Origin of the sequence: Mesorhizobium sp. M8A.F.Ca.ET.057.01.1.1, from assembly GCF_003952565.1 — a bacterium.
In the GTDB taxonomy this organism is placed as follows: domain Bacteria; phylum Pseudomonadota; class Alphaproteobacteria; order Rhizobiales; family Rhizobiaceae; genus Mesorhizobium.
Genome location: NZ_CP034454.1, coordinates 6,365,668 through 6,378,764, shown reverse-complemented (window position 1 = coordinate 6,378,764; position 13,097 = coordinate 6,365,668). Strand labels below are relative to the sequence as shown.

Here is a 13,097-nt window from a genome sequence, read left to right as displayed (position 1 = left end):
TATGCCTGCCTGGAGCGGACCTTCGAGATTGCGCGGAACGGCGTTCGCAAAGCCAGCCGAGGCGCCGCCGGCCGCGCTCATCGATCATTTTTTATTAGACATCCGCATGGCGCAGGGCATTGGCGATCACCGCGAAGGCGGGCGAGTTCTGCCGGCGGGTCGGATAGTAGAGGTAATAGCCCGGGAAAAGCGGGCACCATTCGTCGAGCATCAGCACCAGCCGGCCCGACCGAAGCGCGTCGGTCACCAAATTCTCCGGCACGTAGGCGATCCCAAGTCCGCTCACGGCGGCGTCGATCATGGGGATCGTCGAATTGAAAGTCAGCTGTCCGTCGACGCGCACCCTCAGCTCTCGCCCGTCCCTGGCGAATTCCCAGGCGTAGAGGCCGCCCGAGCGCGACTGCCGGTGGTTGATGCAATCGTGCTGGACCAGGTCCTGAGGCGTGCCGGGCGCCGGATGCCGGGCGAGGTAGTCAGGGGACGCGACGACGACCAGCCGCCAGTCGGGGCTGATGCGAATGGCGATCATGTCCTTGTCGACGCTTTCCCCCAGCCGCACGCCCGCGTCGAACCGCTCCTCGACGATGTTGCGGAAGCCATTGTCGACATTCAGTTCGACGTGGATGTCGGGATAGTGCCGCAGCACTGGTTTCAGCTTCGGTCAGACGATCCAGTCCAGCGCGTGATCGGAGAGTGTGATCCGCACATTGCCCGACGGCTTGTCGCGAAACGCCATCAGCGCGTCGATGTCGTTCTCGATATCCTGGATGCGCGGCGCCAAGGCGCGCAGCAGCCGCTCCAACGCTCCTGGAGCGGTCGGCATGGCTCTCAATCGATCTTCAGCGCCGCCACCTCGCCTTCGTTCATCAGCGGCACATAGAGGATCGACTTGCCGTCGGTGCCGATGTCGGCGCTGCCCGGCTTGAAATGCGCCACCGCTTCCGGCGCGCCGCCGGTCCTGTATCGGTAGAGCGTGCCGGTCATGTAGGCGGTGGCATAGATGGTGTCGCCAATGGCGATGACGCCGTCGAGGTCGGCGAATTTCTGCGCGCCCGCCAGCGGCGTTACCGTCTTGCTGGCGAGGTCGACCGCCAGCAGCCCGCCCGGCTCGGCCGTGCTGAAGTCGGGCTTGATGCCCTTGCCCCAGGAGGCGACGATCAGCCTGTTGCCATCGGCGAAGACGCCGTTGGGTGAAGCGAGCATGGCGTCCCTGACAAGCAGCACCGGCCTGTCGCCGTCGATGCGGTAGATGGTGTTGGCCAGCATGTCGGTGACATAGACCTTGCCGGACTGATCCGATGTCATGTCGTTCAGGAAGACGGCATTCGGGACCACGATGCTGGCGATGAGCTTGCCGCTGGCGAGGTCGACGACACGGACCTTGGTGATGTCGGCGACATAGAGCTTGCCGCCCGCTATCGCCATGCCCTTGGGCGCATCCATGCCGTCGGTCCAGTGCTGGGTGACGGTCTTGCCGTCGAGGGACAGCACGCTGAGATAACCATTGCCGTCGGCGTCGCCCGGATTGCCTGATATGTTGGAAACGATGATGCGGTTATTGGCGGCGTCGAACAGCGCCGATTCCGGCTGTTCAAGACCCGTTGCCCGCCAGAGTTCGCCGGCCTGGGCAGGTGCTGCAATGGCGATGGCGGCGATGAAGGTTGAGGTAACGAAGATGTTCATGACTGCTCTCCTTTGATGTCGGCGAAGAGCTAGGCTTTTCGATACTTTTCGGGAAGCCAGATTGCCACTAGTATCGAATACCGATACGAAACCGACGGCAAGAGGTGCATCCCATGAACGGTTTGATCTTCGAGGCGCTGAAGCGGACGCTGAAGGCGAAGGGCGTCACCTATCGCGAGCTTGCCGAACGCATGGGCGTTTCCGAGCCGACGGTGAAGCGCATCTTCCATGAGAAGAACTGCAAGCTCGACCGGCTGGTGGAAATCTGCGCCGCCGCCGGCGTGGAACTGGAAAACGTGCTCGGCTCGATGAGCAGGGGGCCGGGGCCGGTCAACCACGTCGCGCCCGAGATCGAGCGTCGGCTCGCCGGCCGTCCGGCGCTGCTCTTCGTCTTCGTCATGCTGTCGGAAAAGTTCACGCCTGAAGGCATCATGCGCTCGCAGGGCCTGAGCGAAGCCTCGATGTTCCTCTATCTGCGCGACCTTGAGCAGCTCGGCCTGATCGCGCTCGGCCGCGGTCTGTCGGCGAAATTGCTGGTCGAGACGCCGATCCAGTGGAATTTCGAGGGGCCGCTCAGGCCGCTGTTCGAGATGACCAACAAAAATTTCATCGGCTGGGCGATCACCCACATCGAGAAGGAGGCGACCTTCGTCAGCTTCTCCAGGCGGATGCGGCCGGAGACGGCGGAAATGGTGCGGCGCGAGGCCGAGGAACTGGCCGACCGCGCCAAGCTGCTCGCCCATCACGACCAGCACACCACGCCCGAGGACGGGTTGGTCGGCTACAAATGGACGTTCGCCTTCGGCGCCACGCCGTTCGAGGCGATCATGCCGATCGGCCCGCATCCGCGCGACGCCGGGGCGTTCGATCGGCCCGCCGCTCCTGCAAAGGGACGCCGCCCGTTACCGGCCTGATACAGAAAAACGAAATCACATTCATGATATAGTTCGCGCACTGATTTGTCAGATTGTAGAAGGCGGGTTTGCCGAAAGCGTGACACGTCCCCGTGAAATCGAAGTGATCCTATGTCGACCCAGCCAACACTTGAACTTCGCCGCTATTCGCGCCTGAAAAATTTGCGGGCGCGCGCAGAACGCCAGGGTGCTGCATTACAGTTCTGGGCGCGTACGGCATCGCTCGCCGTGATCTCCTGCTTCTTTTCATTGATCAGCCGTTGGGATGCTTCGCTGCTCTTCGTGCTGGCGGGCCTCGTGCTGTTCCAGCTTGTCGGCCTGATCCAATTTCTCTTTGCTCGCCGTCGCGCGGCGCGATGGTGGATTGGTTACGTCGCCGGTACGCTGGACATCATTCTGTTGACCGTTCTGCTGATAACGCCCAATCCGTTTTCCCTCGAGGTCGCGCCGGCCGCGATGCAACTGCGCGAGGGCAGCTTTAAATACCTGCTGATTTTCGTATGCCTTGGCGCTCTGACCCTTTCGACACGATTGGCACTCTATCTCGGCGCGCTCGCGGCCCTGGCATGGGCGATCGGGGTGGGATGGGTGATTTCCCATCCGGGAACCGTAATTCCGGCGACGAACCTCTATTCGCTGCCAATGACAGAGCGACTGAACCTCTATCTCAACCCCAATTTCGTCGATACATTTGCGCAGGCGACCAACGTGTTGGTTGTGCTGATTATCGGCGCGATCATGGCGCTGGTCGTCTTTCGTTCCCGACATCTGTCGGAAGACTATGTCAAGGCAGAGCGCGCCCGCGCCAATCTCGCCCGGCATTTTTCGCCCAATGTCGTCGACCAGCTCGCCACCGATGACGAGCCCTTCGGCCCGGTCCGCCGGCAGGACATCGCGGTGCTGTTCGCCGACATCGTCGGCTTCACACATTATTCCGAGGATCATCCGGCCGAAGCAGTGTTCGAACTTCTGCGTCAGTTCCACCGTCGCATGGAACAAGTCGTTTTCGACCACCATGGCACCGTCGATAACTATATCGGCGATTGCATCATGGCGACATTCGGGGTTCCGCAAGCCAGCCATGACGACGCGACCCGGGCCATCCAATGCGCTGAAGCGATGATCGCCGCTCTCGAAGACTGGAATGTGCAGCGTGTGTCCAGGGGATACCCGCCGCTGGACGTTCGGATCGGTGCACAATATGGCGCGGTGGTCATCGGCGCGGTCGGCAGCGAGCGCAATCTGTCCTTCGCGGTGGTGGGCGACACCGTCAACGTCGCCAGCCGTTTGCAGTCGCTCTGCCGTGAGCTTCAGGCGAACATTTGCTTTGGGTCACGACTGATTGAGGCCGCGAAGGCGGAATCGCCCACGACACCGCTGAATGCGCGCGATCATGGACCGATGAGCATCCGCGGCCGGGACGAACCCGTCCATGTCTGGGTCGAACACAGAGCCGAAAACCAGGGTGCTATCGCGGTTCCGGCGTAATTTAGGCCGCCATGTGAAACGCCTGCACCTCGGCGGGTTAGCGGCAGGCAGCGCCATGGGAGCATGCCCTGACCTAGAGCAATTCCAGGAAAAGTGCGTAGCGGTTTTCCCGGGAGAAGCGCGCAGCGCTTCCCCTTGGGAATTGCGTGAAAACAAAGAGTTAGAGCGGGTCGGCGATTCTGTCAAACGCTGAACCGCTATAGGCCGAAAGCCATCACGTGTCCGTCGCGGTTGCGCCATCCTTTGCGGCTGCGGCCTCTGTGCTTGCCTTGTCGTCCCAGACCATCTGCCGGTAGTCGAAACCATATTCCAGCATCGGCTTGACGATGCGGAAAAAGGGCGACAAGGCCGGCGCCGAGGGCAAAGCATGTTCGGTCCGGATCAGCCGGTGGCCGCAAGTGCGCCGGCGTCTTCGGCCGAGCCGGCAAGATCGTCGCGGGCCTTGCGGGCAAGCCTTTTCGTTGAACGCTTGGGGCTGTCGCCGAAGAGTTCAGCCGCCTCGGCAAGGCACGCCTTCTTCAGGCTCTTTTCCGAACGCTTGAGCAGCTTGCCGAGAAGTTTCGTATCCTCGGGCGGTCCCAGCGGCTCGTCGGCCGCCTCGAGCAACGCACGCATGACGAACACATCATGCAGTTCACCGAGCCGTTCGCCCAACGCGTCGACGGCCTTGCGCCGCGCCTTGATCGGGGTCGGCCACAGCCTGCCGAGCAGCGACAGGTGCATGCCATGGGTCTTGGCCGCCTTGCGCAGGTCGTGGAAATCGTTGGCCTCGCCGTGCGAGCCGGCCTTGCCGAGCGCCTTCCTTGCGCGGCGCAAGGTGCCGCGGGCGCCTTCGGCAAGCACGTCGGCGGCCTGTTCCGGCTGGTCGGGCAGGGTAAGGGTTTCCATGCGCTTCATGCCGTCTTCGCAGGCGGCGGCGGCCGCGCCGATCGCGGCCTGCAGCCCGGCGCCTTCGTACAAATCATGCTGGCGTGCGATCAGCCGGTCGCGCACGGCATCGAGCCCGCCATCGGCGCTTTCCCTGGCAAAGGCCGCCGCCAGCCGATCGATGGTTTCGATCAGGGCTGTCGCTTCACGCGGGCCGGCAAGCAGCGCCGCCACATTGCGATAGCACTGGTTTTCCGTGGTGCAGAATGTTTCGTCACCGGAACGAATGAGGCGCAACAAAGCGCGCGCGCTCTTCAGCCGCTTGCGGCATTTGTGCAGGCCCTGTTCGGGCCGTGTGCGCGCCACGTCCAGATGTTGCAGGGCCCTGCCGATTTCCTCGGCAAGGATGCGTCTGACCTCGCCGGTCAGCGGCAGGCGCGGGTCTATGCGAAAGCTCATGCGGCGATCTCCGGTATTCCCCCGAGGGCGAGCGACGCGTTGTAGAACTTCTGTTCGCCGGTGACTTCACGGCCGAGCCAGTCCGGCAGCATTTCATCCGGAACGTCTTCCGGAGTTTCGAGTTCGGCCACCACAAGTCCCGCCAGTGCGCCGCCAAAGACATCGACTTCGTAGAGATAGCCGCGATGCCTAACATGGTGACGTGTCTTCTCGATGACACGTCCGATGGCGAAGTCCAGCATCTCCACCGCCTCCTCGAGCGGGATCGGATATTCGAATTCGTCGCGCTCGCGCGCGCTGCTGCCGAATTTGAGCGTCAGCTTGGCCGAGGCGCCATCACTGATGCGGATGCGGACGGTTCGTCCGGGTGCCGTGGCGAGATAGAACTGGAGAATGGGGATATCCGCTTCAACCAGATCCCGCCATGCGGGGCTGGAGACCAGGAACTTACGCTCGACTTCCTTGCCCATGGCCGCGCACTAAAGCGTTTGCCGAAGGCGGTGGCAAGACGGCAGCGCACACAAGTTGACTTTAATCAATCGATTGATTAAAGTGTTGCGATGACCAAATCATCAGACGCCAAGACGCCCCGCCGCGCGACATCCCCGGCGGAGCTGACGCGCGCCGCGCTGGTCCGGGCGGCGCTGAAACTGTTCGGTCGGCAGGGCTTCGACGGCACCTCGACGCGCGAGATCGCCGCCGAGGCGGGGGCCAATATCGGCTCGATCGCCTATCATTTCGGCGGCAAGGAAGGGCTTCGCGCCGCTGCCGCCGACTTCATCGTCGAGACCATTCAGGCCGTCGCCGGTCAGGCGCTCAATGAACAGGCCGCGACGGCTGGCGACCCGGAGGCGGCGCGCGCGCAGCTGTTCGCCGCCCTGGAACGGATGGTCGGCTTTGTCGTGGCCAGCCCGCAGGCCGGAGAGATCGTGCAGTTCGTGCTGCGCGAGCTGTCGCATCCGACGGCGGCGCTCGACCGCATCTATGACGGCGTCTTCGAGCCGGCGCATCGCCGCCTGTGTCTGCTCTGGGAGCAGGCCACCGGCGAGCCGGCCGAGAGCGAACGGACCCGGCTCACCGTGTTCACGTTGATCGGCCAGGTCATCTATTTCCGCATCGGCCGCGAGGCGGTGGTGCGCCGTATGGGCTGGCCCGACATCGGTGCCGCCGAGGCCGCCAAGGTGGTGGCGGCCACCACGGACAACCTCGGCGCCATGCTGGCCGCCCGAAAGGGGCAGGGATGAAGGGACCAAGACAATGAGCTTCCTGTGTTCGCTGCCGCTCGCCGCCCAGCTGTTCGGTGCCTGCGCGCCGGCCGCACCGCTCGCCGTCGGTTATGTCGAGGGCGATTACGTGCTGCTGGCGCCGATCGAGGTGGCGCAGGTCGAGACGGTGACGGTGAAGCGCGGCGATCGCGTCACGCCGGGAGCCACCGTGGTGACACTTGAAAATGCCGACGCCAAGATCGCGGTGGCGCAAGCGCAGGCGGCGCTGGCACAGGCGCAGGCGCAGTTTGCCGACCTTCAGGTCGGCAAACGGCCGGAAGAGATCGCCGTGCTGAAGGCCGAGGTCGACATGGCCAAGGCACAGGCCGCCGACGCCAAGCGAAAGAACGACCGGGCCGCCGATCTGTACAAGCGCGGCACCGGCACCCAGGCCGACTATGACACCGCCTCGGCAACGCTGGAGACCGCCAACGCCCAGGTCGGCCAGGCCGAGGCCAATCTCGCCGTCGGCGGCCTGCCGGCGCGCGCCGAGACGATCAAGGCCGCCGACAACCAGGTCAAGCAGGCGCAGGCCGAGCTGGAGCAGGCGGTGTGGCGCCTGTCCAAGCGCACGCTCGCGGCGCCTTCGCCCGGCCGCGTCAACGACGTCATCCGCAATCCCGGCGACACGGCGGGCCCGACCGCGCCTGTCATCTCGGTCCTCCCCGACGGCGCGGTGAAGCTCAGCGTCTATATTCCGGAGGCGGCCTTCTCCTCGGTCAAGGTCGGCAGTCTGCTCAGCGTCCATTGCGACGGCTGCGGCCCGGACGTGAAGGCGCGCGTCAGCTATATCTCGCCCGATCCCGAATTCACCCCGCCGGTGATCTACTCCCTGGAAAACCGTCAGAAGCTGGTCTACCTCGTCGAGGCGCGGCCGGAGGGCGATGCAGGGCTGCTGCAGCCCGGCCAGATCGTCGATGTCGATCTCACGGTTTCAGGAAAATGAACGCCATCGACGTTCACGGCCTGGTCAAACGCTTCGGCGACAAGACCGTCGTCGACCATGTGACCATGTCGGTCGCCGAGGGCGAGATCGTCGGCTTCCTCGGCCCCAACGGCTCGGGCAAGACCACCACCATCCGCATCATGTGCGGCCTGCTGACGCCGGATGAGGGCGAAGGCACGGTGCTGGGTTTCAACATCCGCACGGACAGTCTCAGGATCAAGCGCGAAGTCGGCTACATGACGCAGAAGTTCTCGTTCTACGAGGATCTCACGATCGGCGAGAATCTGGAATTCGTGGCGCGGCTCTACCAGCTGAGACCGGTCGAAGAGTACGTCGCCCGGACATTGGAGGAGCTCGGCCTGGCGACGCGCCGCAACCAGCTTGCCGGCACCTTGTCCGGCGGCTGGAAGCAGCGGCTGGCGCTGGCCGCCTGCATCATGCACAAGCCGAAGCTGCTTCTGCTCGACGAGCCGACGGCCGGCGTCGACCCGAAGGCACGGCGGGAGTTCTGGGACGAGATCCATCGCCTGGCCAGCGGCGGGCTGACCGTGCTGGTCTCAACCCACTATATGGACGAGGCCGAGCGCTGCCACCGCATCAGCTACATCTCCTACGGCAAGATGCTGGCCACCGGCACCGTGGCCGAAGTGGTGAAGAACGCAGGGCTGACCACTTTCGTGGTGCAGGGTCCGCGGCTTGACAAGGTGGCCGAAGCGCTTGAGGGCCGCCCCGGCGTCGACCAGGTGGCGCCGTTCGGCGCCACGCTGCATGTCGTCGGCTCCGACCGCAAGAAGCTCGAAGCAGCGCTTGCCGATGTCGAGAGAGAGCACAAGGGCGTGACCGTGGCGCCGGGCGAAACCAGCCTCGAGGACGTCTTCATCCAGTTCATGTCTGGTTCGAAGGACAATATGGCATGAACAGCGTCTTTTCCTTCGCCAGGCTCGGCGCGCTGCTGATCAAGGAGTTCATCCAGATGCGGCGCGACCGCATCACCTTCGCCATGATGCTGGGGGTGCCGCTGATACAGCTCGTCCTGTTCGGCTACGCCATCAACAACGACCCGAAAAGCCTGCCGGCCGCACTGGTGGCGACCAGCAGCGACCCCTACACCCGGGCCATGGTCTCGGCGCTGCAGACCACCGGCTACTACCGCTTCGACCATGTCGCGCAGAGCGCCGAGGAGGCCGAGTTCCTGATGGCGCGCGGCGACGTCGCCTTCGTCGTCACTATCCCCGCCGATTTCGCCCGGCGCGTCGAGCGCGGCGACAAGCCCCAGATCCTGATCGAAGCCGATGCAACCGATCCGGCGGTCGCCAGCGGCGCCATCTCGACGCTCGGCACCGTCGCCGGCCAGGCGCTGCTGAGAGCGCGGGGCATGCAGGAAGCCGCCGCGGAGGCCGCCAAGGGACAACTCGATGTCGTCGTCCACCGGCGCTACAATCCCGAAGGCATCTCGCAATACAACATCGTGCCCGGCCTGCTCGGCGTCATCCTGCAGATGACCATGGTGATGATGACCTCGATCGCGCTGACGCGCGAGACCGAGCGCGGCACGATGGAGAACCTGCTGGCGATGCCGTCGAGCCCGCTGGAGATCATGATGGGCAAGGTGCTGCCCTATCTGGCGGTCGGCGCGGTGCAGGTGGTGGTGGTGCTGGCGGCGTCGAAGCTTCTGTTCGCCATCCCGTTCACCGGCTCGATGACGCTGCTTTTGTCGGCGGTGCTGGTGTTCGTGCTGTCCCTGGTGCTGCTCGGCTACACGATCTCGACAATCGCCCGCACGCAGATGCAGGCGTTGCAGCTCACCTTCTTCTTCTTCCTGCCCTCGATCATGCTGTCTGGCTTCATGTTCCCCTATCGCGGCATGCCGGACTGGGCGCAGACCTTCGGCGAAATCTTTCCGCTGACGCATTTCCTGCGCATCACCCGCTCGGTGATGCTGAAAGGCGCCCAGCTGCCGGCGGTGGCGACCGAGATCGGCTGGCTGGTGGCTTTCGTGGCACTGTTCGCCGGCGTCGCGCTGGTGCGCTTCAGGCGGACGCTGGATTAAAGTTGATGGGAATACAACACACGGAAGAAACTATCCCCGTATCGGCTGAACTTCACCTTGGCCCAAGCAGCGATAGCGATCTCTTCGTCCGTGACCGCTCGCCTGTATTCCATTGTTATCCTCATACCGTCGCCCTCCAAGCCATTGTCGATTGTGGTCATTTTCGGCGTTCCATCCGAAAAATGGATATACCAATATGCAAAAAGGACGAGATATCGTTTGCCGATGGAGGTTGCGTAACTCTCGATGGCCTGAACTGCCGCCTGAACGGCGTCAAAAGATTTCGAGCGTAGTGCTCGCTCAAGTGTGACGAACAGTAGGAATAGATCTTTGTCGATAAGGATGGGATTGCCATCGCATGTATTCTTTACGCCACGGAGTGTCAGTTTCCGCCTCGTGGCAAGGTAGATCGAAAGGGCCATAATTACTCGAAAACCGTGTTCGCTGCGCGGAACATCGCCGCAATGCTAGCACCTGACAAAGTAATCGAGCGCCTTCAGATTGTCCAATCGCAGATGAAGCCGATTTACGCCGCCGCCATGATCCCGGCATAGGTGCCGAAATCGACATTGCCGCCGGACAGCACCACGGCAACGCATTTGCCCGACAGTTCGATCTCGCCCGATGACAGGGCTGCCAGCGCCACGCAGCCGCCGGGCTCGACCACCAGCTTGAGATAGGCCATGGCGTCGCGCATCGCCTGCGCAACCGCCTTGTCGGAAACGGCGACGGCGCCGGCGAGGTTGCGGCGGTTGATCTCGAAGGTGATGGCGCCCGGCTCGGCGGTGAGGATGGCGTCGCAGATCGAGCTGTAACCCGGCTCGTTCGAGACCCTGGCGCCCGCTGCCAGCGAGCGGCGCGTGTCGTCGAAATGCTCGGGCTCGACCGCCCAGATCGCGGTGCCGGGCGAGGCATCCTTGACCGCGACGGAAATGCCGCTGGTCAGGCCGCCGCCGCCACAGGGGATGACGACCGCGTCGAGCGATACGCCGAGCATCCGCGCCTGCTTCACCAGCTCCAGTCCGATCGTGCCCTGGCCGGCGATGATGGCCGGATCGTCGAAGGGCGGCACCAACGCCATGCCCTTGTCCAGATAGGGACGGACCACCGTCATGCGGTCGTCCTTGAAACGGTCGAACGGCACCACCTCCGCTCCCATTTTGCGGACATTGGCGATCTTCATGTCAGGCGCATCCGCCGGCATGGCGATGACCGCCTTGACGCCGAACATGGCGGCGGAAGCCGCCACCCCTTGCGCATGGTTGCCCGAGGAGAAGGCGACGACGCCACGGGACCGCTCTTCTTCACTCAGCGACGAAAGCTTGTTGTAGGCGCCGCGGAACTTGAACGAACCGGTGCGCTGCAGCGTCTCCGGCTTGAACAGGATGCGGCCGCCGAAGCGCCGGTTCAGCTCCTGCGATTCGAGCAAGGGGGTCTCGACGATCAGGCCATAGAGGCGGGCGGCGGCGGCGTGGATGTCGGCGATGCCGGGAGGGGTGGTCATGGCGGGTCCTGTGGTGATGCTATCCGGCCATGGTGCACGGAAAGGCTCACGCGATGCCAACGAAAAAATGTGACCGATACAAATCGATCTCACCAGCAATTGCCCTCTTTGCCGCTACATCCGTGATTGGCGAGACGCTCTGAACATTTGCCATCCCTGGGCGGAGCAGCCGCGAAGCGGCGTCGCGGAGACCCTGGGATCCATGCCGTGACCTTCGTGGCACGAATGCGGTACAGAATTGGGCACCTCATCATCACAGCCGATCGTTTGAGCCGTCGTGTCCTTCGGCATAGGTCGCGGCATGGATCCTATGGGCTGCGCCGCGTCGCTACGCTCCTTGCTCCGCCATAAGATGACGATGCGATGGAGCGGCTCGCTAGCCCAGCAACGTCCGCTGCCGCTTGCTCCCGCCCAGCTTGCGCCAGCTGTTGAACCGATGCGTGGCGGCGGCGAACGAGATCTTCATCTGCTGGGCCACCGAATAGCGCGACTTGCCTTCGTCGAACATGCGGTAGCAGCACTCGACGCCTTCCTCGGTCAGCTTGCCGTCCGGCGCCTTGTTGTGTGGATTGGCAGGGTCGAATTTCTCGACCTGTTGCTCGACCAGACCCTTCAGGCGCTGCAGGTCGGCCTCGATGCTGGCGATGAGATCGAGGACCGGTTTCGGATCATAGGCGTGCGGAGGCGTCTTTGCCGTCATCAGCTCGTTCCTTTTTATGGCTTGTTTCCCAAATATAGGCGAACATTCACTGATAATGAAGGGCGATACCCAGAGCGGAGCTTCAACTATTCTTGACCGCGGCCAAGCGCGCGATTGACCACGGACCCCGTAAACTCTAGTTTAGAACAATTCTAAACTAGGGTGATTTCTCATGCTTTCCCGTGTTTTCGGCTTCGGCCGCCGCCCCTTCGATTCGCTCTCCGAACAGGAGATCCTGGCGCTCGCCATTTCATCGGAGGAAGATGACGGGCGCATTTACCGGGCCTATGCGGACGGGCTGGCCGAGACTTTCCCGCAATCGGCAAAGGTGTTCGAGGAGATGGCCGAGGAAGAGGATGGCCATCGCGACTCTCTGATCGAGCTTTTCCGCAAGCGTTTCGGCGAGCGGATTCCGCTGATCCGCCGCGAACATGTGAAAGGCTATTACGAACGCAAGCCCGACTGGCTGGTGCGGCCGCTCGGCATCGAGGCCGTGCGCAGCCAGGCCGAGGCGATGGAACGGCAGGCCTACCTGTTCTACGTCGAGGCGGCGAAGCGCACCACCGATGCCTCGACGCGAAAGCTGCTCGACGATCTGGCGCTGGCCGAACAAGGGCACGAAACGCTGGCGCAGCGCCTCGAGCAGACGCACGTACCGGGCGACGTGAAGGACGAAGAAGCCGCCGCCGAACAGCGCCAGTTCATCCTGACCTACGTGCAGCCCGGGCTGGCTGGTCTGATGGATGGATCGGTCTCGACACTCGCGCCGATCTTCGCCGCCGCCTTTGCTACCCATGATACCTGGCAGACCTTTCTGGTCGGGCTGGCCGCCTCGATCGGCGCCGGCATCTCGATGGGCTTCACCGAGGTGGCTTCCGACGACGGCAAGCTGTCGGGCAGGGGCTCGCCGGTAAAACGCGGCATCACCACCGGCGTCATGACGTCCGCGGGCGGCCTCGGCCACGCGCTGCCCTACCTCATCCCGCATTTCTGGACAGCCACCGCCGTTGCCGCCGTGGTGGTGTTCTTCGAATTGTGGGCCATTGCCTTCGTCCAGAACCGCTACATGCAGACACCGTTCCTGCGTGCCGCCTTCCAGGTGGTTCTAGGCGGCGCCCTGGTGTTCGCGGCCGGCGTGCTGATCGGCAATGCGTGAGGCGCGCTTCTTCCTTCCCCCTTGTGGGGGAAGGTGGCCTCGCGAAGCGAGGTCGGATGAGGGGT

13 protein-coding genes and 2 pseudogenes are annotated in these 13,097 nt (G+C 63.5%); 7 read left to right on the top strand and 8 right to left on the bottom strand.

Annotated features, from left to right (window positions below):
- Nucleotides 1–94: 94 nt before the first annotated feature.
- Together EJ077_RS30290 and EJ077_RS30285 are read right to left on the bottom strand one after the other, a co-directional pair.
- A pseudogene (locus EJ077_RS30290) lies at nt 95–823 on the bottom strand (LysR substrate-binding domain-containing protein).
- A gap of 5 nt (nt 824–828) precedes the next feature.
- Complete coding sequence (locus EJ077_RS30285; protein WP_208698572.1) at nt 829–1,683, bottom strand: SMP-30/gluconolactonase/LRE family protein; 855 nt, start codon at nt 1,681–1,683, stop codon at nt 829–831.
- Between the two features lie 113 nt (nt 1,684–1,796).
- Between EJ077_RS30285 and EJ077_RS30280 the strand changes: the two genes are divergently transcribed.
- A complete protein-coding gene (locus EJ077_RS30280) occupies nt 1,797–2,597 on the top strand; it encodes a helix-turn-helix domain-containing protein (RefSeq protein ID WP_208698570.1) in 801 nt (266 codons plus the stop codon).
- A gap of 111 nt (nt 2,598–2,708) precedes the next feature.
- Nucleotides 2,709–4,085 (top strand): adenylate/guanylate cyclase domain-containing protein, encoded by a 1,377-nt coding sequence (locus EJ077_RS30275; protein ID WP_208698568.1) that lies wholly within the window; start codon nt 2,709–2,711, stop codon nt 4,083–4,085.
- 214 nt (nt 4,086–4,299) lie between these two features.
- Here EJ077_RS30275 and EJ077_RS30270 read toward each other — a convergent pair.
- From EJ077_RS30270 to EJ077_RS30260, 3 genes and pseudogenes are all read right to left on the bottom strand, one after another.
- A pseudogene (locus tag EJ077_RS30270) lies at nt 4,300–4,431 on the bottom strand (lipo-like protein); the annotation flags it as partial.
- Nucleotides 4,432–4,466: 35 nt separating this feature from the next.
- Nucleotides 4,467–5,411 carry a CHAD domain-containing protein gene (locus tag EJ077_RS30265; RefSeq protein WP_208698566.1) on the bottom strand — a complete coding sequence of 315 codons (945 nt, stop codon included), beginning with the start codon at nt 5,409–5,411 and terminating at the stop codon, nt 4,467–4,469.
- The gene (locus EJ077_RS30260; protein ID WP_208698564.1) at nt 5,408–5,881 is read right to left on the bottom strand and encodes a CYTH domain-containing protein; all 474 of its coding nucleotides are present in this window, start codon (nt 5,879–5,881) and stop codon (nt 5,408–5,410) included. Before EJ077_RS30260 ends, EJ077_RS30265 begins: the two co-directional genes overlap by 4 nt.
- 90 nt (nt 5,882–5,971) lie before the next feature.
- On the opposite strand from EJ077_RS30260, the gene EJ077_RS30255 reads away from it, so the two are divergent.
- Genes EJ077_RS30255 through EJ077_RS30240 form a run of 4 tightly spaced genes read left to right on the top strand, consistent with a single transcriptional unit; the run spans nt 5,972 to nt 9,672 of the window.
- Nucleotides 5,972–6,655, top strand: a complete 684-nt coding sequence (locus EJ077_RS30255; protein WP_208698562.1) for a CerR family C-terminal domain-containing protein — start codon at nt 5,972–5,974, stop codon at nt 6,653–6,655.
- A gap of 13 nt (nt 6,656–6,668) precedes the next feature.
- A complete protein-coding gene (locus EJ077_RS30250; protein WP_208698560.1) occupies nt 6,669–7,622 on the top strand; it encodes an HlyD family secretion protein in 954 nt (317 codons plus the stop codon).
- Nucleotides 7,619–8,539 carry an ABC transporter ATP-binding protein gene (locus EJ077_RS30245; RefSeq protein ID WP_208698558.1) on the top strand — a complete coding sequence of 307 codons (921 nt, stop codon included), beginning with the start codon at nt 7,619–7,621 and terminating at the stop codon, nt 8,537–8,539. The genes EJ077_RS30250 and EJ077_RS30245 overlap by 4 nt, the downstream gene beginning before the upstream one ends.
- Complete coding sequence (locus tag EJ077_RS30240; protein ID WP_208698556.1) at nt 8,536–9,672, top strand: ABC transporter permease; 1,137 nt, start codon at nt 8,536–8,538, stop codon at nt 9,670–9,672. Before EJ077_RS30245 ends, EJ077_RS30240 begins: the two co-directional genes overlap by 4 nt.
- Here EJ077_RS30240 and EJ077_RS30235 read toward each other — a convergent pair.
- From EJ077_RS30235 to EJ077_RS30225, 3 genes are all read right to left on the bottom strand, one after another.
- Nucleotides 9,669–10,094, bottom strand: coding sequence for a hypothetical protein (locus EJ077_RS30235; protein ID WP_208698554.1), 426 nt, complete (start codon nt 10,092–10,094; stop codon nt 9,669–9,671). The two genes, EJ077_RS30240 and EJ077_RS30235, sit on opposite strands and share 4 nt — an antisense overlap.
- Before the next feature lie 104 nt (nt 10,095–10,198).
- Entirely contained in the window at nt 10,199–11,176 is a 978-nt protein-coding gene (locus EJ077_RS30230; protein ID WP_208698552.1) for a threonine/serine dehydratase, read from the bottom strand.
- A gap of 376 nt (nt 11,177–11,552) precedes the next feature.
- The gene (locus EJ077_RS30225; protein WP_208698550.1) at nt 11,553–11,876 is read right to left on the bottom strand and encodes a hypothetical protein; all 324 of its coding nucleotides are present in this window, start codon (nt 11,874–11,876) and stop codon (nt 11,553–11,555) included.
- Between the two features lie 172 nt (nt 11,877–12,048).
- Between EJ077_RS30225 and mbfA the strand changes: the two genes are divergently transcribed.
- A complete protein-coding gene (gene mbfA / locus EJ077_RS30220) occupies nt 12,049–13,032 on the top strand; it encodes an iron exporter MbfA (protein ID WP_208698548.1) in 984 nt (327 codons plus the stop codon).
- Nucleotides 13,033–13,097 lie beyond the last annotated feature (65 nt).

Excerpts from the sequence above, each read along its gene's own strand:
- EJ077_RS30255 (WP_208698562.1), top strand. The coding sequence starts at position 5,972 with ATGACCAAATCATCAGACGCCAAGACGCCCCGCCGCGCGACATCCCCG.
- EJ077_RS30260 (WP_208698564.1), bottom strand. The coding sequence starts at position 5,881 with ATGGGCAAGGAAGTCGAGCGTAAGTTCCTGGTCTCCAGCCCCGCATGG.
- EJ077_RS30245 (WP_208698558.1), top strand. The coding sequence starts at position 7,619 with ATGAACGCCATCGACGTTCACGGCCTGGTCAAACGCTTCGGCGACAAG.
- EJ077_RS30275 (WP_208698568.1), top strand. The coding sequence starts at position 2,709 with ATGTCGACCCAGCCAACACTTGAACTTCGCCGCTATTCGCGCCTGAAA.
- EJ077_RS30230 (WP_208698552.1), bottom strand. The coding sequence starts at position 11,176 with ATGACCACCCCTCCCGGCATCGCCGACATCCACGCCGCCGCCGCCCGC.
- EJ077_RS30225 (WP_208698550.1), bottom strand. The coding sequence starts at position 11,876 with ATGACGGCAAAGACGCCTCCGCACGCCTATGATCCGAAACCGGTCCTC.
- EJ077_RS30265 (WP_208698566.1), bottom strand. The coding sequence starts at position 5,411 with ATGAGCTTTCGCATAGACCCGCGCCTGCCGCTGACCGGCGAGGTCAGA.
- EJ077_RS30250 (WP_208698560.1), top strand. The coding sequence starts at position 6,669 with ATGAGCTTCCTGTGTTCGCTGCCGCTCGCCGCCCAGCTGTTCGGTGCC.
- EJ077_RS30240 (WP_208698556.1), top strand. The coding sequence starts at position 8,536 with ATGAACAGCGTCTTTTCCTTCGCCAGGCTCGGCGCGCTGCTGATCAAG.
- EJ077_RS30280 (WP_208698570.1), top strand. The coding sequence starts at position 1,797 with ATGAACGGTTTGATCTTCGAGGCGCTGAAGCGGACGCTGAAGGCGAAG.
- EJ077_RS30285 (WP_208698572.1), bottom strand. The coding sequence starts at position 1,683 with ATGAACATCTTCGTTACCTCAACCTTCATCGCCGCCATCGCCATTGCA.
- EJ077_RS30235 (WP_208698554.1), bottom strand. The coding sequence starts at position 10,094 with ATGGCCCTTTCGATCTACCTTGCCACGAGGCGGAAACTGACACTCCGT.
- mbfA (WP_208698548.1), top strand. The coding sequence starts at position 12,049 with ATGCTTTCCCGTGTTTTCGGCTTCGGCCGCCGCCCCTTCGATTCGCTC.